This window comes from Pseudomonas artemisiae (assembly GCF_057128685.1).
This window is the reverse complement of the sequence record NZ_JBSKHS010000017.1, coordinates 43,979-64,923: the sequence shown is the minus strand read 5'-3', so window position 1 is coordinate 64,923 and position 20,945 is coordinate 43,979. Positions and strand designations below refer to the sequence as shown.

General features: G+C 59.4%; 19 protein-coding genes. 12 read left to right on the top strand and 7 right to left on the bottom strand.

Annotated elements, in window-relative coordinates; translation table 11 throughout:
- The first annotated feature begins 26 nt into the window (after positions 1-26).
- Positions 27-1,553: a CoA-acylating methylmalonate-semialdehyde dehydrogenase gene (gene mmsA, locus ACWKV4_RS17690; protein ID WP_483833409.1), complete on the top strand. Its 1,527-nt coding sequence runs from the start codon at positions 27-29 to the stop codon at positions 1,551-1,553.
- A 10-nt stretch (positions 1,554-1,563) separates the two neighbouring features.
- On the top strand, positions 1,564-2,457 hold the full coding sequence (mmsB, locus tag ACWKV4_RS17685; protein WP_483833408.1) for a 3-hydroxyisobutyrate dehydrogenase: 894 nt from the start codon (positions 1,564-1,566) through the stop codon (positions 2,455-2,457).
- A gap of 72 nt (positions 2,458-2,529) precedes the next feature.
- Here mmsB and ACWKV4_RS17680 read toward each other — a convergent pair whose 3' ends face one another.
- Positions 2,530-2,844, bottom strand: a complete 315-nt coding sequence (locus ACWKV4_RS17680; protein ID WP_483833407.1) for a putative quinol monooxygenase — start codon at positions 2,842-2,844, stop codon at positions 2,530-2,532.
- Between the two features lie 156 nt (positions 2,845-3,000).
- On the opposite strand from ACWKV4_RS17680, the gene mdaB reads away from it, so the two are divergent.
- The 3 genes from mdaB to ggt all read left to right on the top strand — a co-directional run bounded on the left by mdaB (position 3,001) and on the right by ggt (position 6,244).
- Positions 3,001-3,585 carry an NADPH:quinone oxidoreductase MdaB gene (gene mdaB / locus ACWKV4_RS17675; protein ID WP_483833406.1) on the top strand — a complete coding sequence of 195 codons (585 nt, stop codon included), beginning with the start codon at positions 3,001-3,003 and terminating at the stop codon, positions 3,583-3,585.
- A gap of 19 nt (positions 3,586-3,604) precedes the next feature.
- On the top strand, positions 3,605-4,498 hold the full coding sequence (locus ACWKV4_RS17670) for a LysR substrate-binding domain-containing protein (protein WP_483833405.1): 894 nt from the start codon (positions 3,605-3,607) through the stop codon (positions 4,496-4,498).
- A gap of 78 nt (positions 4,499-4,576) precedes the next feature.
- The gene (gene ggt / locus ACWKV4_RS17665) at positions 4,577-6,244 is read left to right on the top strand and encodes a gamma-glutamyltransferase (protein ID WP_483833404.1); all 1,668 of its coding nucleotides are present in this window, start codon (positions 4,577-4,579) and stop codon (positions 6,242-6,244) included.
- 283 nt (positions 6,245-6,527) lie between these two features.
- On the opposite strand, the gene ACWKV4_RS17660 is transcribed toward ggt, so the two are convergent.
- A complete protein-coding gene (locus tag ACWKV4_RS17660; RefSeq protein WP_483833403.1) occupies positions 6,528-8,111 on the bottom strand; it encodes an aldehyde dehydrogenase (NADP(+)) in 1,584 nt (527 codons plus the stop codon).
- 283 nt (positions 8,112-8,394) lie between these two features.
- Here ACWKV4_RS17660 and ACWKV4_RS17655 point away from each other — a divergent pair, with 283 nt between their 5' ends.
- From ACWKV4_RS17655 to ACWKV4_RS17635, 5 genes are all read left to right on the top strand, one after another.
- On the top strand, positions 8,395-9,387 hold the full coding sequence (locus ACWKV4_RS17655) for a response regulator (protein WP_483833402.1): 993 nt from the start codon (positions 8,395-8,397) through the stop codon (positions 9,385-9,387).
- 1 nt (position 9,388) lies between these two features.
- On the top strand, positions 9,389-10,342 hold the full coding sequence (locus ACWKV4_RS17650; protein ID WP_483833401.1) for a sensor domain-containing diguanylate cyclase: 954 nt from the start codon (positions 9,389-9,391) through the stop codon (positions 10,340-10,342).
- 92 nt (positions 10,343-10,434) lie between these two features.
- Entirely contained in the window at positions 10,435-10,881 is a 447-nt protein-coding gene (locus ACWKV4_RS17645) for a DUF3597 domain-containing protein (RefSeq protein WP_483833400.1), read from the top strand.
- An 11-nt stretch (positions 10,882-10,892) separates the two neighbouring features.
- Positions 10,893-11,084, top strand: a complete 192-nt coding sequence (locus ACWKV4_RS17640) for a hypothetical protein (RefSeq protein WP_483833399.1) — start codon at positions 10,893-10,895, stop codon at positions 11,082-11,084.
- A 194-nt stretch (positions 11,085-11,278) separates the two neighbouring features.
- Positions 11,279-13,528, top strand: a complete 2,250-nt coding sequence (locus ACWKV4_RS17635) for a PAS domain-containing sensor histidine kinase (RefSeq protein WP_483833398.1) — start codon at positions 11,279-11,281, stop codon at positions 13,526-13,528.
- 12 nt (positions 13,529-13,540) lie between these two features.
- On the opposite strand, the gene ACWKV4_RS17630 is transcribed toward ACWKV4_RS17635, so the two are convergent.
- Positions 13,541-13,777 carry a hypothetical protein gene (locus tag ACWKV4_RS17630; protein WP_483833397.1) on the bottom strand — a complete coding sequence of 79 codons (237 nt, stop codon included), beginning with the start codon at positions 13,775-13,777 and terminating at the stop codon, positions 13,541-13,543.
- A 237-nt stretch (positions 13,778-14,014) separates the two neighbouring features.
- On the opposite strand from ACWKV4_RS17630, the gene ACWKV4_RS17625 reads away from it, so the two are divergent.
- On the top strand, positions 14,015-14,407 hold the full coding sequence (locus ACWKV4_RS17625; RefSeq protein ID WP_483833396.1) for a response regulator: 393 nt from the start codon (positions 14,015-14,017) through the stop codon (positions 14,405-14,407).
- Between the two features lie 37 nt (positions 14,408-14,444).
- On the opposite strand, the gene ACWKV4_RS17620 is transcribed toward ACWKV4_RS17625, so the two are convergent.
- Positions 14,445-15,314, bottom strand: coding sequence for an SDR family oxidoreductase (locus tag ACWKV4_RS17620; protein WP_483833395.1), 870 nt, complete (start codon positions 15,312-15,314; stop codon positions 14,445-14,447).
- 152 nt (positions 15,315-15,466) lie between these two features.
- Between ACWKV4_RS17620 and ACWKV4_RS17615 the strand changes: the two genes are divergently transcribed.
- Positions 15,467-16,363, top strand: a complete 897-nt coding sequence (locus tag ACWKV4_RS17615) for a LysR family transcriptional regulator (RefSeq protein ID WP_483833394.1) — start codon at positions 15,467-15,469, stop codon at positions 16,361-16,363.
- Positions 16,364-16,534: 171 nt separating this feature from the next.
- Here ACWKV4_RS17615 and ACWKV4_RS17610 read toward each other — a convergent pair whose 3' ends face one another.
- The 3 genes from ACWKV4_RS17610 to ACWKV4_RS17600 all read right to left on the bottom strand — a co-directional run bounded on the left by ACWKV4_RS17610 (position 16,535) and on the right by ACWKV4_RS17600 (position 20,597).
- A complete protein-coding gene (locus tag ACWKV4_RS17610; protein WP_483833393.1) occupies positions 16,535-18,388 on the bottom strand; it encodes an ABC transporter ATP-binding protein in 1,854 nt (617 codons plus the stop codon).
- A 92-nt stretch (positions 18,389-18,480) separates the two neighbouring features.
- On the bottom strand, positions 18,481-19,107 hold the full coding sequence (locus tag ACWKV4_RS17605) for a pyridoxamine 5'-phosphate oxidase family protein (protein WP_483833392.1): 627 nt from the start codon (positions 19,105-19,107) through the stop codon (positions 18,481-18,483).
- A 68-nt stretch (positions 19,108-19,175) separates the two neighbouring features.
- Positions 19,176-20,597: a hypothetical protein gene (locus ACWKV4_RS17600; RefSeq protein WP_483833391.1), complete on the bottom strand. Its 1,422-nt coding sequence runs from the start codon at positions 20,595-20,597 to the stop codon at positions 19,176-19,178.
- Positions 20,598-20,945 lie beyond the last annotated feature (348 nt).

The window sequence follows — 20,945 nt, the reverse complement described above, 5'->3', positions numbered from 1 at the left end:
ATAACAACAATCACGCGGAGGCTTACATGAATGCGTCACTCCCCTCGAACACCACTGAGGTTGAATCGGCCAAGCTGCTGATCGGCGGCCAGTGGGTCGACTCCCGAACCAGCCAATGGCAGAACGTAGTCAACCCGGCGTCCCAGCAGGTGCTTGCCCGCGTGCCTTTCGCTACGCCAGGCGAGGTGAACGCCGCCATTGCCGCCGCCGAGGCGGCTTATGTGTCCTGGCGGGCCGTGCCCATTGGCGCCCGCATGCGCATCATGCTCAAGCTGCAAGCGCTCATTCGCGAGCACAGTAAGCGCATTGCCGCAGTACTGAGCGCGGAGCAGGGCAAAACCTTGGCTGACGCGCAAGGCGATATCTTCCGGGGCCTAGAGGTGGTGGAACATGCCTGTTCGGTTGGCAGCCTACAGATGGGTGAATTCGCCGAGAATGTAGCAGGCGGGGTAGACACCTACACCCTGCGCCAACCCATCGGCGTGTGCGCGGGTATTACGCCATTTAACTTCCCAGCGATGATCCCGCTATGGATGTTCCCCATGGCCATCGTGTGCGGCAATACCTTCGTGCTTAAGCCATCTGAGCAGGACCCACTTTCTACCCTGGAGCTGGTGAAGCTGGCCCTCGAAGCCGGTGTGCCGCCAGGGGTACTTAACGTGGTGCAGGGTGGCAAGGCGGTGGTCGACGCGCTGTGCACGCATCCCACCATCAAGGCGGTATCTTTCGTGGGCTCCACCGCTGTAGGCACCCATGTGTACGACCTGGCCGGCAAGCACGGCAAGCGTGTGCAAGCCATGATGGGGGCGAAGAACCATGCGGTGGTGCTGCCAGATGCCAACCGTGAGCAAACCTTGAACGCCTTGGTGGGGGCAGCTTTCGGTGCCGCGGGCCAGCGCTGCATGGCCACGTCGGTGGCAGTAATGGTGGGCAGCAGCCGCGAATGGATACCCGACCTCAAGGCCTTGGCCCAACAACTGAAAGTAAACGCCGGTAGCGAAACAGGCACGGATGTGGGCCCATTGATTTCACCACGTGCCAAGGCGCGCGTGGAGGAATTGATCGAGAGTGGCGTGCAGCAAGGCGCGAAGCTGGAGCTGGACGGCCGTGGCGTGCAGGTGGCGGGCTTCGAGCAGGGCAACTTCGTTGGCCCCACCTTGTTCACCGGCGTGACCACGGACATGCGCATTTACACCGAGGAGATTTTCGGCCCGGTGCTGGTGGTGCTAGAGGTGGACACCCTGGATGAGGCCATTGCCTTGGTGAACCGTAACCCCTTCGGGAACGGCACCGGGCTGTTTACCCAAAGCGGCGCGGCGGCGCGCAAGTTCCAGAGTGAAGTTGACGTAGGCCAGGTTGGCATCAATATCCCCATTCCGGTGCCCGTGCCCTTCTTCAGCTTTACCGGTTCACGGGGGTCCAAGCTGGGGGACCTTGGCCCCTATGGCAAGCAGGTAGTGCAGTTCTACACCCAAACCAAAACCGTGACCGCCCGATGGTTCGATGACGCCAGCGTGAACACCGGCGTTAACACCACCATTCACCTGCGCTGAGGGGCCGAGCATGAACATCGCATTCATAGGCTTGGGCAATATGGGCGCGCCCATGGCCCGCAACTTGATCAAGGCCGGGCACCGCTTGTTGCTGGTGGACCTTAACCAAAGCGTGCTGGCTGAACTCAGTGGTTTGGGCGCGCACGTGGCAGCCTCGCCGCGAGAGGCGGCGGAACAGGCAGAACTGGTTATCACCATGCTGCCGGCCGCTACTCACGTACGGGCCGTGTTCCAAGGCGAACAGGGCGTGCTGGCGGGCATCCGGGCCGGGACGCCTGTGATGGATTGCAGTACCATCGACCCACAAACTGCCCGGGCCCTTCACGCCGCCGCCGCTCAGCAAGGAGTGGATTTCGCCGATGCGCCAGTGTCTGGTGGTACTGGTGGGGCCCAGGCGGGGACCTTGACCTTTATGGTCGGTGCCAGCCAGGCGCTGTTCGCCGCCTTGCAGCCGGTGCTGACGCAAATGGGCAAGAACATCGTTCACTGTGGGGAGGTGGGCACTGGGCAAGTGGCGAAAATCTGCAACAACATGCTGCTTGGCATTTCCATGATCGGGGTGGCCGAGGCCATGGCTTTGGGCAATGCCCTTGGGATCGACACGACAGTGCTGGCGGGGGTAATCAACAGCTCCACGGGGCGCTGCTGGAGCGCTGAAACCTATAACCCCTGGCCTGGCATTGTGCCTACCGCCCCGGCGGGCCGAGCGTACAGCGGGGGCTTTGGCGCCAGCTTGATGCTCAAAGACTTGGGCTTGGCGACAGAAGCAGCGAAGCAAGCCAACCAGCCGGTTGTGATGGGAGGCTTGGCCCAGCAGCTGTACCAGGCCATGGCCCTACGCGGCGACGGCGGGCTGGACTTCTCCGCCATCGTGAAGGGGTATGTGAGTAAGGAGCACAGGTAAGCACGCGCACACAGGTCCTCGGTGTAGGAGCCCAGCGAAGCTGGCGAATTGTCTATTCGCAAGCTTTGCTCGCTACAAGCGTGGCACGGCCGGGCTCAGCATACGCACCCGCTGAACTTCGAAGTCTTTTTCCAAATACGTCATGCGGGTCTCGAAGAAGGCCTGCATATGGGGCAGGGCTGAGTGCACGTCCAGGGCCGCTTTGCTTTCCCAAACCTCAAAGAACATAAACAGGCTAGGGTCTTGTTCGTCCTGCAGCATGTGATATTCCACACATCCCGGCTCTTCACGGCTGGCAGCCACATAGCCCAAGAATAGTGCCTTGAAAGCCTCGGCCTGCTCGGGGCGGGTTTTGGCTTTAAGAATAAAACCGTAAGGTTCGCTCATAGTCATAGGCCTCATTGAGTATGGCGCCTATCCTAGCGCAATAATGCTCGGTTGATTTTTGCGTTCAGAGAACAAGCCAATTGCGCGCAGAAGGGTGTTTCCTGGTGCCTTCACTGGTTAGGCTACGCCCCATTCGCTATTGGATAAGGCCTACCTATGAAAATCCTCCTGCTCAATGGCGGCAAGCAGTTCGCCCACTCCGCTGGCCGTTATAACGAAACCCTCCACGATGCAGCTTTGGCTTGGCTGGATCACGCCGGTCATGAGGTGCAAGACACCTTTATCGACGGCGGCTACGACATCGCTAAAGAAGTGGAAAAATACCTGTGGGCCGATGTGGTGATTTACCAAATGCCCGGTTGGTGGATGGGCGCGCCCTGGACGGTGAAGCGTTACATTGACGAGGTATTTACCCAGGGCCATGGCAGCCTCTACGCCAACGATGGCCGTACCCGCTCCGATGCATCTCAGCGGTATGGCAGCGGTGGCCTGTTGCAGGGCAAGCACTACATGGTTTCCGCCACCTGGAATGCGCCTCGGCAGGCTTTCGATGACCCGCAAGATTTCTTCGAAGGCAAGGGCGTGGACGCGGTGTATTTCCCTTTCCATAAAGCTCATGAGTTTTTAGGGATGCAGGCCCTACCAACCTTCCTGGCGGTGGACGTGATGAAGCAGCCCAACATCGAGGCGGACGTAGCACGTTATCAACAGCACCTGGAGGCTGTGTTAAAAGGGCGTTAACGTTTTACAGGCCCCTAACGTGAAAGCCCGATCAGACGAACTGCAATTGTTTATCACGGTGATTGAAGCCGGTTCCTTCTCCTCGGCCGCGGAGTTGGCCGGCCAGTCACCGTCGGCGGTAAGCCGCGCCCTGGCTCGGCTTGAGGCCAAGCTGGGCACTACGTTGATCAACCGTACAACCCGGCGCATGGGCCTGACAGAGGAAGGCAAATACTTCTTCGAGCGGGCCAAGGCTATCTTGCAAGATATGGATGCGCTGGAGGAGCACCTTGCCTTACGCCAGCAAGCCCCCGCCGGGCGACTACGCATCAACGCCGCCTCGCCCTTTATGTTGCACGCCATCGTTCCCCATGTGGCGGAGTTCAGGGCGCGCTACCCAGACATCTTGCTGGAATTGAACACTAACGATCTGGTGATCGACCTGTTGGAAGAAAGCACCGATGTGGCCATTCGCATCGGTGCGCTGGCGGACTCCACCCTGCATGCCCGCTACCTGGGGGGTTGCCCACGCAATCTATTGGCCAGCCCGGCGTATCTACAGCGCCATGGCACGCCCCAGCGGGTGGAGGACCTATATGCCCACAGCCTGCTGGGCTTTACCCGCAATGAAGGGCTGAATCAATGGCCGTTGCGCCATGAAGGCGGCGACCGCTGGCCGATCACCCCGGTGCTGGCAGCCTCCAGTGGCGACACCCTGCGCGAGTTGGCCCTGGCCGGGGAGGGCATTGTGTGCCTGTCCCACTTTATGACCCATCACGACTTGCGCGAGGGCCGCTTGCACGTGGTGCTGGGCGATTTCAACAGCGGCCATTTACAGCCCATCCACGCCGTGTATTACCGCAACACCCAACTGGCATCACGCATCCAGTGCTTTCTGGACTTCATCCAGGACAAGCTCAAGGTCTACGCCTAACCGTGAGGTAACAGTTTTTTGCCCAGTGGCGCTTTATGAGCCTTAATGGGAAACGCAACCCCACAACAAGGACAACCCATGCGTCTTGTACTGTGCAAAACCCTGATCAGCACCGCCGTACTGGTAGCGGCCACGGGAAGCTGGGCCAGCGCCCTGCCTGCTGGCGCCATCGCCTCCCCTGACCGTTACGGGGCGGAAGTGGCCGAGGCCATCTTGAAACGCGGTGGCAACGCGGTGGATGCCGCCGTAGCAACCGCCTTCACCTTGGCAGTGACCTACCCGGAGGCAGGCAACCTGGGCGGGGGTGGCTTCATGACCTTGTTCGTCCATGGCAAACCGTATTTCCTGGACTACCGCGAAACCGCGCCCAAGGCCGCCACCCGTGACATGTACCTGGATAAAAACGGCCAAGTGGTGGAAAACCTGAGTCTGGTGGGGGCAAAGGCTGCGGGGGTACCCGGTACGGTCATGGGCCTGTGGGAGGCTCATAAGCGCTTCGGCAAGCTACCCTGGGCCGAGTTGCTCACTCCTGCCATCGGCTATGCCAAGCGCGGCTTTGTGGTTGCAGACAAGCAGTATCAGTACCGGGAAGAAGCTCTGAAATTGTTCGCCAGCAGCACTAACTTCGCGGATTACTTTGGCGCCATGAAAGTGGGCGAAAAACTCACCCAGCCGGAGCTGGCGCAAACCCTTGAGCGCATTGCCGACAAGGGCGTAAGCGAATTCTACCAAGGCAAAACTGCCCAGTTGCTGGTAGCGCAAATGAAGCACGATCAAGGTTTGATCACTGCCCAGGACCTGGCTGGCTACAAGGCCCACTGGCGTGAGCCGCTGAAGATCGACTGGCGCGGCAATACCCTCTATACCGCCCCGCTGCCTAGCTCGGGCGGCGTGGCGTTGGCTCAATTGCTGGGTATCAAAGAGCGCCGCGCTACGGACTTCAGTGACGTTCCACTGAACTCCGCGCGCTACATCCACTTGTTGGCGGAAATCGAAAAGCGAGTGTTCGCCGACCGGGCGGACTACCTGGGCGACCCCGACTTCACCAAGGTGCCGGTTGGCAAGTTGACTGCCCCTGCCTACCTGGACGCCCGCGCGGTACAGATCAACCCCACTGCCATCTCGCCCACCGAACAGGTACGGCCAGGCCTGGAAACCCACCAGACCACGCACTTCTCGGTGATCGACAAAGACGGCAATGCGGTGAGCAATACCTACACCCTGAACTTCGACTACGGCAGTGGCGTGGTGGTGAAGGGCGCAGGCTTCTTGCTCAACGATGAGATGGACGACTTCAGTGCCAAACCCGGCGTGGCCAACGGCTTTGGTGTAGTGGGTAGCGACGCTAACGCCATCGCACCCGGCAAGCGCATGCTTTCGTCCATGAGCCCTACCATTGTCACCCGTGACGGGCAGGTCAGCCTGGTCGTGGGCACGCCCGGTGGCTCGCGCATTTTCACCACGGTGTTCCAAGTGTTGAACAACCTGTATGACTACCACCTCTCCCTGATCGAGGCTGTGACCGTGCAGCGGGTGCACCACCAGTTGCTGCCCAAGGACACGATCTATTACGACGCCATGGCGCCGTTACAGGGCAAAGTGGCAGACGAGCTCAAAGCCATGGGCTATACCCTTGAGGACCAAGGCTGGCTGATGGGCAACGTACAGGCCATTCAGGTGCGTGACGGCCACGTGGAAACGGCGTCCGACCCGCGTGGGCGGGGAGAGGGGCGGGTGGTGAAGTAAAAGGGAAGGCAGGCCAGGCTTGTAGAGAGGTGCCTGGCCCTTACCTCGCAAGTGGAGCCATCCATCTCGTGGCAGCAGGCCTTGGCGCCAACCGCGTTGCCGCGACCGCATCGGCATCGTGTTGAACTGGTCGCGAGCAAGCTCGGCTGCTACGGGAACATACAGGCCCTACCGTAGCAGCCGGCCTTGGCCGCGACCGCGTTCAACACGGTGGCATGACCGGTCGCTGGCAAGCCCAGCTGCTACAGGCGATAGGTACCGTCGTAGCAGCCCACCTTACCCATCAAACGATCGGCTGATCGCTCCATTCGCCGTTCACCAAGCGCTTGAGGCCCAGCGGGTTAGCGTTTTGCAGCGCTTCGGGCAGCAGCGCGTCCGGGTAGTTCTGGAAGCAGATCGGGCGCAGGTAGCGGTCGATCGCCAGAGTGCCCACGGAGGTACCGCGTGCGTCGGACGTCGCCGGGAAGGGGCCACCATGCACCATGGCTTCGCACACTTCCACGCCAGTGGGGTAACCATTGACCAGAATACGGCCCACCTTGTGCTCAAGGATCGGTACTAGCCACTGGTAAGCGGTCAGGTCGGCAACCTCGCCGATCAGCGTGGCGGTCAGCTGGCCACGCAGGCCCAGCAACGCTTGCTTGAGTTCGGCATCGTCAGCCACCTCGACCACTACGGTAGTAGGGCCGAACACTTCTTCCTGCAACAAGGCATCGCCAGTCAGCAACAGCGACACGTCCGCCTTGAACAATTGGGCCTGCGCCTGGTTGCCTTCCTGGGCGTTGCCCGCCAGGTGCGTGATGGCTGGGTGGTCATGCAGGTGCTGCACGCCTTGGCTGTAGCTGCGCAGGCCGCCAGCGTTGAGCATGGTTTGCGCGCCCTGGCCACCGATCTCGGTTTTCAACGCGTCGAGGAACTGGCTGAATTCAGCCGACTTCACACCGATCACCAGGCCTGGGTTGGTACAGAACTGGCCTGCGCCCATGCATACCGAACCTGCCAGCTCTTTAGCGACCGTAGCACCACGGGCCTTGAGGGCTTCAGGCAGCAGGATCACTGGGTTGATGCTGGACATTTCAGCGAACACCGGAATGGGCTGCGGGCGCTCGGCGGCGATCTTGCACAGGGCCGTGCCCCCCCCCAGGGAGCCGGTGAAGCCAACCGCCTGGATGGCCGGGTGCTTGACCAAGGCTTCGCCTACGCGGCTACCGAAGATCATATTGAACACGCCCTTGGGCATGCCGGTACGCTCGGCGGCGCGGGTGATGGCGGTGCCCACTAAGTCTGCGGTAGCCATGTGGCCGCTGTGAGCTTTCACCACCACCGGGCAACCCGCGGCAAAGGCCGAAGCGGTATCGCCACCGGCGGTGGAGAACGCCAACGGGAAGTTGCTGGCGCCAAACACGGCCACGGGGCCTACACCGATGCGGTACTGGCGCAGGTCCAGGCGCGGCAGCGGCTTGCGGTCAGGCAACGGCAGGTCGATACGGGCACCGAGGTAGTCTCCACGGCGCAGCACCTTAGCGAACAGGCGCATCTGGCCACTGGTACGGCCACGCTCGCCTTGAATGCGGGCGGCGGGCAGGGCGGTTTCGCGGCAAACGATCGCCACGAACTCATCGCCCAGGGCGTCAAGTTCATCGGCCACGGCCTCCAGGAACTCGGCACGCCGTGCAGGGCTTAACTGACGGAATTCGATATATGCGGCTTCAGCAGCCTTGGCGGCGGCGTCCACTTCTGCGTCGGTGGCTTGATAGAGGGTATAAGGCAGGGCTTCACCGCTGCTGGCGTCTATGCTTTTAAGGCTAGGCTCGCCAAGGGCGCTACGGGCACCATTGATAAAGTTGTGTCCGAGAACGTCAGGCATTGTTGTCTCCTTGTTCGGTTAACGGTAAGCGGGGGTGCCAAAGCGAGAGGACATTCGAATGCAAAGAGCTTCGACGGGTGTTGCCGGACATCATACAACTGCTCGTCCGTATGTCCAAGCGACGCTGATTCCGGTTTACCGGCAAACGGCATCGCGCTTAATGTTGTACCGCACTTCGTGACGCTTTTGATACACAGCTGCCAAAGCGCTGGCGCTAGGCCACCTACTCTGTTTACAGTGCCGCAGTCCGCTCCATAGGCCTCACACCGGGACACACATCTCAATGGCTGTTGTACCTCTGCTTATTTGTGACGATTCAAACATGGCGCGCAAGCAGCTATTGCGCGCCCTTCCCGAGGGCCTTGAGGTGTCCGTGACTCAAGCGGAAAACGGCCGGCTGGCCCTTGAGGCTATTCGCAAGGGGCTGGGTGACGTTGTGCTGCTGGACCTGACCATGCCCGAGATGGACGGTTTTCAGGTGCTGGCGGCCCTGCGTGAAGAAAAACTCAAGGCCCGGGTGATCGTGGTGTCGGGCGATGTTCAGGACGAAGCCGTGCGGCGGGTGATGGCCTTAGGCGCTATCACCTTCCTGAAAAAGCCAGCGGACGCCGGGCAACTGCGCCAGGCCTTGGGGGCCTGCGGATTGGTTGCCAGGGGTGAAGGCGTTGGCTCCAGCATTGCCGAGCAAATGGCGATCAACTTCAATGACGCCTTCCGCGAAACGATCAACGTGGCCATGGGGGGCGCCGCTGCCTTGCTGGCCAAGGTGCTGAACGTGTTCGTCGAGTTGCCGCTTCCCAACGTAAACGTGCTGGAAGTAGGGGAGTTGCACATGGCCTTGGCAGATGCCCAGCAGGGCAACCAACTGACGGCCATCTGCCAGGGGTATATCGGCGAGGGCATCGCCGGTGAGGCCCTGCTGATGTTTCATGACAGCAGCATGGCCGACATGGCCCGCTTGATGCGCCAAGAACACAGTGACGCTACCCAGTCCGAAATGCTGCTGGACCTTTCGGCGCTGTTGATCGGTGCGTGCCTGAGCGGCATTGGGGAGCAGATCGACGTAATGTTCTCCCTCAGCCATCCGCAGGTGCTAGGCGAGCATGCGCACATCGAGGACCTTATCCAGCTCAACCGGCATCGTTGGAAACAAACCCTGGCCGTGGAAATCAGTTATAGCCTGGAAGGCCACGACATTCATTTCGACCTGTTGCTGTTGTTCACTGAAACCTCCCTGACTAAGCTCAAGGGCAAGCTCGCGTACATGATGAACTGATATGAATAATTCTTTTGATCTGACCGAGCTTCATTGGCTGCTGACCATCACCCAGAGTATCGACGTTGGGGTGGTCGTGTTCGACAGCGAATTCAACGTCACGGTGTGGAACACCTTTATCGAAAACCACTCTGGGGTGCCTGCCCGGGATGCCCAGGGAAAGTCCTTTTTCAACCTGTTTCCCGAGGTAGATAAAGCCTGGTTCAGCCATAAGGTAAGCAGTGTGGTCACCCTGGGCTCGCCCTCGTTCACCATCTGGGAGCAGCGCCCGCATTTGCTCAAGTTCGAGACCTACCGGCCCATCACCGGCTCCGAACCCTTTATGTACCAGAACACCACCTTGTTTGCGCTGCGCTCGATCAACAACAAGGTCGAGCATATTTGCCTGGTGGTTTACGACGTGACCGAAGTGGCCATCAACCGCCGCCAACTCCAGGCCGTGAACCAGAAGCTGCAAACGCTCTCCAGCACAGACCGCCTTACCGGGCTTTATAATCGGGGCCACTGGGAAGAAGCGCTTAAACACGAATATGCGCGGCACAGCCGCTATGGCAACGCTTGTACGTTGATCATGTTCGATATTGACCACTTCAAACAGGTAAACGACAACTACGGTCACCCTGGGGGCGACCGGGTGATTCAGAGGGTGGCAGACACAGTGCGCGAGCATGTGCGGGATTCAGACATCTGCGGCCGCTACGGGGGCGAAGAGTTCGCACTGTTGCTGCCCGATACCGACAAGGACGGCGGGCATATTCTGGCAGAGCGGTTACGTGCGGCCATCGAAGAGATGGTGGTGAACCACGAGGGCCAGGCTATCCGCTTTACTATCAGCTTGGGGGTGGCCGATTTGCATCGCCCAGCCGCTGATTATCAAGAGTTGATCGAGCGGGCGGACCAAGCGCTGTATACCTCCAAGCGCAGCGGCAGAAACAGAGTAACGGTGTACGCTTAGCGTTACGTTCGTCGAACCCGTCAAAACCTCATCAAACTTTCCGCCAAGTGCCTGGGTCCACCTAATACCCTAAGTACCATGAGGAAATACTAATGAGTCTGTTCAAAGACATTCTGCACAAGTTGGGCATCGGCAATGACGACACCCAAACCAGCGCTAACCCAACCGCGGCACCTACCGGTTCACCAACCTCTGCCCCAGTAGGCGGCGCGGCGCCGGTCAACAACGGCGGCCTGGCTCCGAGCGTGACTGGCACCAGCGTACCGGCTACCGGCGCCAGCGTAGACGTAGGTGCCAAGCTCGATGGCATGGCCAGCGCCCATGCCGGTGAAAAGCTTAACTGGCGCACCTCGGTTGTGGACCTGCTCAAACTGCTGGGTATCGACAGCAGCCTGGAGCACCGCAAAGAGTTGGCGACCGAACTGGGTTGCCCAGCTGACAAAATGGGCGACTCGGCTCAAATGAACATGTGGCTGCACAAAGCAGTGCTGCAGAAAGTCGCTCAGAGCGGCGGCACCGTCCCAGCCGACCTGCTGTGAGGAATGCGCCCATGGCTGTTTCGATCAAACGTTTGGAAGGCCGGGACATTCCCAGCGAAGCACGTCGAGGCGATGATGGCCCGGTGTTCCATATTACCGACGAGCATGGGCGCAACGAATACCGCTACAACGAGGAAGAGGCAGCCAAGTGCGTGGTAGAAATCAGCGAGCTTGAACGCGTCGAACATCGCGGTAGCCATTAGGCCCGGAGGGGCTGTAAGCCTCACGCGCTTAAACGAATGCCCTGTCGCCTATGGTGATGGGGCATTTGCGTATAAGTACCCAGCTCAGCACGGTAATAATTTTTACAAACAGTGGGTTATCGTAACTTTGTAAATGAATGGCTGTACAAAACCGGGGTCGATAGTAAGACCGTTGATAACCCTCCAGGCGCCTTATGCCCTCAGCCTCTAAACTTGCCGATCTTTCCGCGCCTGAACTTCATCAGCTGGTGTTCGAAAACAGCGGCGATTACGCAATCGTTGTTTCCGACCTACAAGGCATAATAGTGGGCTGGAATCCAACCGCAGAACGCGTATTGGGCTGGGCCGCCACTGAGGCCATCGGCCAGCATGTGGACCTGTTTTTTACACCGGAAGACCGGCGTATAGGCAGAAGCACTACCGAGATGCACATCGCCGCCACTAAAGGGCGGGCCCTTGACGAGCGCTGGCATATGAAGCGCGGTGGTAGCTATTTTTGGGCGCTGGGCGAATTAATGGCCTTGCGCAAAGACGGCCAGCTGGTGGGTTACTCGAAAATCCTACGCGACCGAACTCAGGAACGCCTGCTCTCCGAGCGGCTACGCCTTACCCAAGAAGTGGGCGGCATCGGCAGTTTCGAAATTTTCCCCGAAGAAGGGCTGGTGGGGGTTTCTCCGCAATTTTGCCGAATATGGGGCCTGGCTGAGCGGCCGCTGTACTTGCTCACAGAATTGTTGAAAAGGGTGCACCCAGACGATCAGCCACTGATCGAAACAGGTACCACTGAGCTCGCCGCCACGGCATTGAGCTACCTGGAATACCGCATTGTGCTCCCGCAGACCGGTGAAGTGCGCTGGATTGCCCGTCAAGGTGAGCCCATCGCGGTGGACAGCTTGGACGCCACTCGCTACCTGGGGCTGTGCTACGACATTACCGACCGCAAACGCGCGGAATTGAAACTGGCCACCAGCGAGGCGCGGTTCAAGGCTATTACTCATTCTATCGAGCATATGGTATGGACCACGTCCGCCCAAGGTACGCCGGAGTTTTTCAATGAGCGATGGCATGAATTTACCGGCATCGAGGCCGACGCCAGTGGCGTGCAAAGCTGGGTAGCGTTCGTTCATCCAGACGATCAGGCCATCGTTACGCGGGCGTGGAATATTTGCATGCAAAGCGGCAGTGCCTATCGCGGTGAGTTTCGGCTCAAGCATTGCACCAAGGGCTATGAATGGGTGTTGTGCCGTGCCCATGCGGTGCAAGACGAGAAGGGCATCACCAGTTGGCTGCTTTCGGCCACCGCGATTGGCGAGATCGTTCGGGCGCGGGAAGTGGTAGCCAAGGCCCAATATGACCTGCAACAGCAGTTGGCTGAAAAAACCACGCAGCGGGATCGGCTATGGCGCTTGAGCCACGACTACCTGGTAGTCCTAAGCATTGACGGTACTTTGCTCAATATTAACGAGGCAGGCGAAAACGCGCTCAGCTGGGAAGGCTATAAAGGCGACGGCAAGTCCATTGCCGAACGGGTGCATCCGGAGGACAGAAATCGGGTAGCCGAAGAGTTGGCCCACTTGGTCGACGGCCAACCCACGGCCCACTTCGAAGTACGGGTACAGGACAAAGCCGGCGGTTATCGGTTGGTCTCCTGGACGGCCGTAGCCTACGAGCAAGAGGTTTACGCCATCGGCCGTGATGTGACCGACCAACGTGAAACCCAAGAGCGCCTACGGCAAACCCAGAAGATGGATGCCATTGGCCAACTGACCGGCGGCATCGCCCATGACTTCAACAATTTGCTCACCGCCATATTGGGGACAATGGAGCTGATGAGGCGGGGCCTGAAAAAAGGCAAGCTGGATAACTTCGAGCAGTACTTGGAGGGTGCCACCAACGCAGGCCAGCGCGCTGCTGCCTTGACCCAACGTTTGCTAGGTTTCGCGCGGCGCCAGCCACTATTGCTCAGGCCCATTGATGTGAATGCGTCGATAGTCTCGCTTGAAGACTTGATCCACCGCACCATCGGCAATGCCTATACCTTCACTACCCGGCTGGCGCCCGACCTACCGCCGATGCTGTGTGACAGCAACCAGCTGGATAACGCAGTGCTTAACCTTGTGATCAACGCACGAGACGCTATGCCCAACGGCGGTAGTATTGAAATTTCCACTGCTCGCTCACAAGGTGCCCAGGGTTACGAGCCAGGTGAATACATTGAAGTTTGTGTAGCGGACACAGGTACAGGGATGCCAGAAGAGGTAAAGGCCCGTGCGTTCGAACCCTTCTTCACCACCAAGCCCGCTGGCAAAGGTACGGGCCTGGGCCTGTCGATGATCTATGGCTACGTAACAGAGGCCAAGGGGCACGTTGCGATCGTTTCCAGCTCCAAGCAGGGCACACGCATTTGCATGTACTTGCCCCAGGCGCAGGCTAAACCGAGCTAGCAGGGGCGGCGCTTAGAGTGCCTGCTTGCGCGCTTCTACCGCGTCGTCAAAAAAAATGTACAGCTTTTCAATCGAGGCCTTGGGCACGCGCTTGTCGCTTTCCAGGCCTTGGACGAACTCAAGCTGGATCTGTGCTTCCTTAGCTATTTCTTCTTCACTGCCTGCATCTTCGAGGGACCTGAGCAATCGCTCGATTGGCGTGCGTAGGTTCTTAGGAATCTTCAAGGCGTCTAAGGTTTCTTCATGCATCGGGTATACCTTTTAAATCCTGAGCACCTCGGCCCGAATGGGAGGCGCGTAGGCCTAGGCTACTACGGATCGGGGCATGCTGTGTTTTAGGTAGCAAATCCGTCAGCGCATGGCGTAAAGCTATACACAGTTTGTATCAATATGCTCGTTGTATCGGGATAAGGACTTAAATCGATACAAAGCAGTTAGTTGGTCGGCGGGGTTAATACCGTTTCGAGCTTTGCGGTCCTATTACCTATGACTACCTATAATTGCCTTTCCAGCAGCAATCGGTCCGTTGTCTTGATTGTCGAAGACGATGAGGTTCTCCGTGACTTGCTGGTAGAGGTGGTCTCAGACACCGGCGTCAGGGTCAAGGCGGTGATGTCCGTCGATGCCGGGCTCAAGGCTTTTCAGGAAAGCAGCGACCTTGCACTGATTCTCACCGATGTGATTACACCCGGTGTACTCAACGGCTGGGACTTGGTCAGTGCCGTGCGCCAGGTAGATGCAGATATTCCCATCATCGTCACCAGCGGCTACTGTCACCACGTATGCCCTGAGCTGCCAAACAATGCTTGTTTCCTGCAAAAGCCTTGGTCGATCGACCAGCTCTGCGCCATGGTCGAAGCGCAGCTGAAGAAGGGCTGAAACCGCGCCCTCGCGCCCGGCCTTGCGGCTGGCTACCTCACGCCAAACCCAGAAGTTGAACGACAGCGTCTTGATAGCAGTGCAACTCCCGGCCTAACAGTGTGCGCAGGCGCTGTACGTCTCCCGCTTCCGGGACCATGCCATCGCTGACGTAGCGCTCGGCCATCAAGCGCATTTCATAAGCCATCCACCGCGGCATGAAAGTCGCCATGGTGTGTTCGAAGCCAGAGGGGTCATCACCGCCGTAAGCCACCGGGCGGCCTAGCAGATTCGACCAGATAGCCGCTACGCTCGAACCTGTAAGGGTGTCGGGCCCGACCAGGTTGATCGTTTCGCTCGCCAAGTCGACGGGCGACTGGCTCCGACGAAGCAGTTCGATGGCGGCAACCTCCGCAATGTCTCGCACATCCACCATGGCGATGCCCTTGCCACCGATGGGCATCGGGTAAATGCCTGTACTCAACACGCCATCCTTGACCATCACTTCATTGTCGATGAAGTAAGAAGGACGAAGGATCGTAGCGCTAAAACCCATGTGCTGAATCATCCGCTCGGCACCCAGTTTTACGGCAAAATGCGGCACATTCACGAAGCGGTCGGCATGCAGCACCGACAAATAAACCACTCGCTTCACGCCTCGTTCTCGGGCAATGTTGAGTGCCAGCAGTGCCTGGGTAAACTCATCTGGCGCTACGGCATTGAGCAGAAAGAACGCAGACACCCCCGCAAACGCTTGGTGCAGCGCGTCGATGTCGAGCAGGTCGCCCTGAACCACTTCAACCTGTGCGGGAAAGCTGGCTTTAGCCGGGTTACGCACTAGTACGCGAACGGCTGCGCCGCGGTTGAGCAATTGTTCAACAACGTGGCTGCCAACCCTGCCAGTAGCGCCGATAACGAGAATGGTCATGTGAGTCTCCAGTGGGTTTAAGTGACAAGCTCACTATCCACCGTTCCGAATTTTGCCGACAGCCCATAAAAATGGACAGTGTGTCTCATCAGTGGAACACTCTAAAGCACTTTTTGTGCTGTAGACATGCTTGACCTTCATAAGGATCTCTAATGGATTTGCTCGCCCTTGAGGACTTCAATCTGGTTGCCAGGCACGGCGGTTTTGGTCGCGCGGCGCGTGCCGCTGACCGGCCAAAGGCAACCCTCTCTCGTCGGGTAGCCGATTTGGAGCGCAGCCTTGGCCTACGGCTGTTCGAACGTGGGGCACGGGTATTGAAGCTGACCGAAGAAGGGCGCGCATTGTTTGAGCGCACCAGGGCGCTGCTGACGGAGTTGGACGAAGCTACCTCTGCCATTGCCTCGGGCGGGGAGCGACCACGCGGTCTACTGCGGGTCAGCGCGCCGCTTTTATTTGCCCAAACGGCCATGGGTAAGCTTGCGGCCGGCTTTGCACTGAAATACCCGGAGGTGCGGCTCGAGGTCACGACAGAAGATCGACCGGTGGATATGGTCGAGGAAGGTTACGACGTGGTGATCCGGGTGAACCCAGACCGTGACGAAAACCTGATGGGGCGGATTATCCTGCGCGACCGGTTAGTGGTGGTGGCTAGCCCAGGCCTGGCGCGGCCGCCGGAGCACTTGGCCGTTCCCGCGGTAGTACGGGGGGCTATGGAGCAAGGCCTTGTTTGGACGCTAAACACGCCCGCCGGTAGATCAGCCATGGCCATAAATCCGGTCCTCAGCCTGGCTTCGCTGACCATGGTACGTGATGCTGTTCGGGCGGGTGTAGGCATTGGTTGCTTGCCTGTGTCATTGGTAGGGCAGGACTTGCAGAGCGAGAAGCTGGCGCATTGGGGGGATGTGGCCGGGCCGGAGATTGCCCTATGGGCGCTTTACCCCTCAAGGCGGCTACTCAGCGCCCGGGTAGCCGCCTTTCTCGATTTTCTGAAAGAAGCCTTTCCCCAAGGCAAGCCGGAAGAACTCACCGCGCTTATCAACCCTGCATAAGCCTTTGCCTGGAGGCGCCGCGCTGTCGCGCAGCAAACTGGGGTGTATGACGCCTGACAGCCACCCTTGCGGTGCAGCCTTCGCGAGCTATCACTCACTCCTACACCCTGAACTGCACACGAAGGTTGGGCAGGCGCGGGGGTTACGCCTCATTCTGGAGCTGCGTGGTGGTTATTCGATACCTTCAACCACGGCGTGGTCCTCGCCCAGGAAGCCGCCACTCTGGTGCTGCCACAGCCGCGCGTAGGTGCCGTTTTTCGCAAGCAATTCAGCGTGGGTGCCTTGCTCAATAATGCGGCCATTATCCATCACGATCAGCCGGTCCATGGCTGCGATGGTCGATAGCCGGTGTGCGATGGCGATCACGGTCTTGCCTTGCATCATTTCATCCAGGCTTTCCTGAATGGCTACTTCTACTTCCGAATCCAGCGCACTGGTGGCTTCGTCCAGCAACAGGATAGGGGCGTTCTTGAGCATTACCCGGGCGATGGCTACACGCTGACGCTGGCCACCGGAGAGCTTGATGCCGCGCTCGCCCACTAAGGTGTCGTAGCCACTATGGCCTTGCTTGTCGCTCAACTGCCTGATGAAACCATCAGCCTGGGCGTTAGCCGCAGCGACGCGGATTTGCTCGTCAGTGGCATCGGGCCGGCCATAGGCAATATTGTCGCGAATGGACCGGTGCAGCAGGGAGGTGTCCTGGGTGACCATGCCGATGGCGCTGCGCAGGCTGTCCTGGGTCACCTGGGCAATGTTCTGGCCGTCGATCAGGATCTTGCCGCTGTCCACGTCGTAGAACCGCAGCAGCAGGTTGATCAACGTGGACTTGCCAGCCCCCGAGCGGCCCACCAGGCCGATTTTTTCCCCTGCGCGAATCTGCAGGTTCAGGCCATCGAGTACCTGGCGTTCGCCATTGTAGTTAAAGCTTACGTTGTCGAAGGTCACCGCGCCGCCGGAGGTGTCCAGCACGCCAGCGTTCGGCGCGTCCTGCACCTTGGGCCCACGGGTCAAGGTGCCCATGCCATCCTGCACCGTGCCGATGTTTTCGAACAGCGACGTCATCTGCCACATGATCCAGTGGGACATGCCATTGATACGCAGGGCCATGGCAGTGATTGCCGCCACCGCGCCCGCGCCCACCTCACCCTGATGCCACAGCCAAAGCGCATAGCCGCCAGCGCCCATGATCAGTGCCACCACCAGGGTTTGGTTGACGATTTCGAACTGGCTGACCAAACGCATCTGGCGAAAGCCGGTGAGTTTGAAGTCTTCCATCGCCGCCCGGGCGAAATGCGCCTCACGCTTGGAGTGGGAGAACAGCTTTACGGTGGTGATGTTGGTGTAGGCGTCCGAAATACGCCCAGTCATTGACGAGCGCGCGTTGGCCTGTTCCTGCCCGACCTTCCCCAAACGAGGTACGAAGTAGGCCATGGCCAGCCCGAACAACACTACCCAGGCAATAAAAGGCAGCATGAGCTTCAAGGCAAATCCGCCCGCCAGGGCGATGATCGCGATGAAATACACCCCGATCCCTGGAGCGATTTCAATCAGGGTAAACAATACCTCGCGCACAGCCAGCGCCGTTTGCATCACCTTGGTGGTAACGCGGCCAGAGAACTCATCGGAGAAGAACGAAAGGCTTTGCCGCAGCATCAGGCGGTGGAAGTCCCAACGCAGCCTTAGCGGCAGATTGATCGCCAGTACCTGGTGCTGGGCCATGGTGCGCATCGCGACCAAGGCGATACTGGTGACCAGCACGATACCGATGCCCCATAGCACACGGCTTTCCTGCCCGTTCACACCGCCGGTGGCCTGCCAGGTGGACAGCAGGTCCACCACTTGCCCCAGGAAGGAAAACAGCCAAGCCTCGTAGATCGATACCCCGGCACTGAGCAGGGCCATGGCCAGTACATAACCACGGGCGCCCCGGGTACAAGCCCACAGAAACCGCATCAGGCCCGCCGGCGGTGGTGGCGCTTCGTCGGGCGGAAAGGGGTCGAGCCAGCGTTCAAGCATGCGAAGCATAGTGTTCTCTTAACGATTCAGTTGGGGGGATTCTGCCATTGAATGCAGCCCTTAAGGGCATTATTGCCCATGCTCAAGCTGTAGCGGCCTGGTCAATACAAGGTATCGGCGATGCGCCCGGGCAAGGCCTTGTCATAGGCCTCGCCGTCGATCTCGGCGTTTGAAAGGGCTTTGAGGATCTGCCCGGCGCTGGGTAGGGCACTGCGGGGCAGGTGTTTGGAAACGTCCCATAACCCAGCCCGGATCACCGCGCGGCTGCATTGGAAGTACAGGCTGCTCACGGTGATACGCAGCACGGACTTAGGCCGTTGGCCATTTACCGCAAAGCGCTCCAGAAGCTGCGGCTCAATGCAGATCTGCGCGGCGCCATTGATACGCAGGGTTTCGCCCACCCCCGGCACCAGAAACAACAGCGCCACGCGCGGGTCTTCCACAATATTGCGCAGCGTGTCGATGCGGTTGTTCCCGCGGCGGTCCGGCAGGTACAGGGTTTTGCTGTCTTCGATATGAACGAAGCCGGCGCCGTCGCCGCGGGGCGACGCATCCAACCCACCTCCGCCAGCAGACGCTAGCACCACAAAGGGCGCTGCCTCTATAAAGGGCCGGTAAACCGGGTGAATGTAGTCGACCTCCTTCACCCGGGACGGCGCTGCCACCGGCCCGTAGAGGGCTTCAAGCCCTTGCACTGTGGTGACATAGGCGTTGTCTTGATGGCTCATCGCGCGCTGCCTTCTAGCGTTCAGAAGCCCCCAGTTTAGGCTATTGGTTAAAGTGGCGGTGGAGGTACCTAGCCTTGCTTGTATAACGCCGAGGGCCTGTTGCTCGCCATTTCAATAGCCGTCGCCAATTGTGCCGCTGGCGCTATTTGGCCTAGCTTTGTGTAGAGGCGGGTACGCTGCTCAGGCGTGAAGAACTGGGCGGAGGCGCTTAGGTGCTCACTAGCAATATGGGCAATATGGTCATCTGATTGCAGGCCCTCTACCGCGTGAACTAACGCCTCCCGTTGGTCCATGCTCAGCCACTGCGCTGCCCTGACCACCCCGCCCAACGCCCGGTACCGGTCATTTGCCCGGCAGTTCAGTGCTTCCTCAAAGACCGTATCGCAGGTATTTACAGCAAGGGCTTCGAACGAATGGCCCAGGCTTTCCAGCAACTGCGCATGACCGATCGGTGCAGGCTGTGTTGGGTCGGTCTGGGCCAGCCTGGTCAAGTCCCCCTGCACTGAAGAAGGTACCTTATCGAACTGTGAGCCCAAGCCACTGATCGCGTGATGGATCTGACCTGGGGGTGTGACGTTTGGATCAGTGATCGCTCGCACCAGCGCGTTACGAGCCCTAGGCTGCAACACATCGTAGTGTCGGCCTAACAGAGCAAGGGCCTCGGCGCGCGGCCCCACTCCAGCGTGCGGCCCGGCTACGGGAAGCGAGAGGGCGTGGTCCAACAACGCCGTTTGCTGACGCTGGGTAAGCAGGCCAGCTTGCTGGACCAAATGGCCAAAAAGCTCCTCTCGACAGGCAGTATCGGTCGCGTTGTTGCCTAGCGCGGCAAACACCTCTGCGGTACGCGTGCTGCCGATGGATGGCAAATGTTTGCTAAGCGCAGCCAATAAAGCGTTGTGCGCGGCCGGTGACTGGGTACGTAAGCGGTCGGCAAGCTCATGTAGCTGAGTTTGGCGCTCGCGCGACAACGCGGGGAAGTGTGAAGCGATGGTTGGGAATATACCGTCCAGTTCGGCTGATTGATGATAACGCTCGGCGCGCGCTAACAGGGCGCCTTGCTGGTCGCCCGAAAGATGCGGGAAGCCTCTGGCCAAACCTTGCATTGCTTTGCGCCCAGATTCGCCACCGAGGGTCATGGCTGCATCGAAGACCCCTTTGCGGTGGTCGACTGAGAGGTGTTTCATGCCTGCGCCCAGTGCCAAAATCGCATCGCTTTGTTTGCGTGGGTCGCGTTGGCCAAGTGCCTCTTGAACCAGGTTTTCACGGGTTTCGGGTTGAAGCAGGCCAATCAACACTTGAAGGTGGCGTGTCGTCAGCGGTGGCAGGTCTGCCGCGCTCGCCGCGTGTTTTTGCACAAGTTGTTCCATGCGTGCCTGGGCTTTTAAGGCCGGCGGGAAGTGAGGGTTAGTGATGCCTTCTTTAAAGGTCGCAGCTCGTAGGGTCTCGTTCGTGCCCATCAACGCTAACACGTTTTGAATTTTAGTCGGCACATCCGGACCTTCCATTACATGACCCGCGACCTGATGGCGCATCTCGGGCGGTAGGTTCGTCAGCCTGTCTTGGTTCTGTTCGCTGGTGCGTTGTGCTGCCGTTGGCAAAGCCTGAATGCCAAAGCGCGACTGCACGCTTAGCCCTGGCCGTGGAGGTGTGCGTGCCCCCGAGGGCAGCGGTTCCTCTCTAGCGGCTGGCAATGCGTGTGAGGCTTGTGCGGCATCAGCCCCAGCCTGGGGTTGAACCTCTGACGGCGCATCTATCGGCATGGGAGAGCGAGGGGGCGTGTTGGAGATATTCATAGGAAAGGCTCTGGCGAAACGTTCAGGGTGCATGCGTAGGCAGCA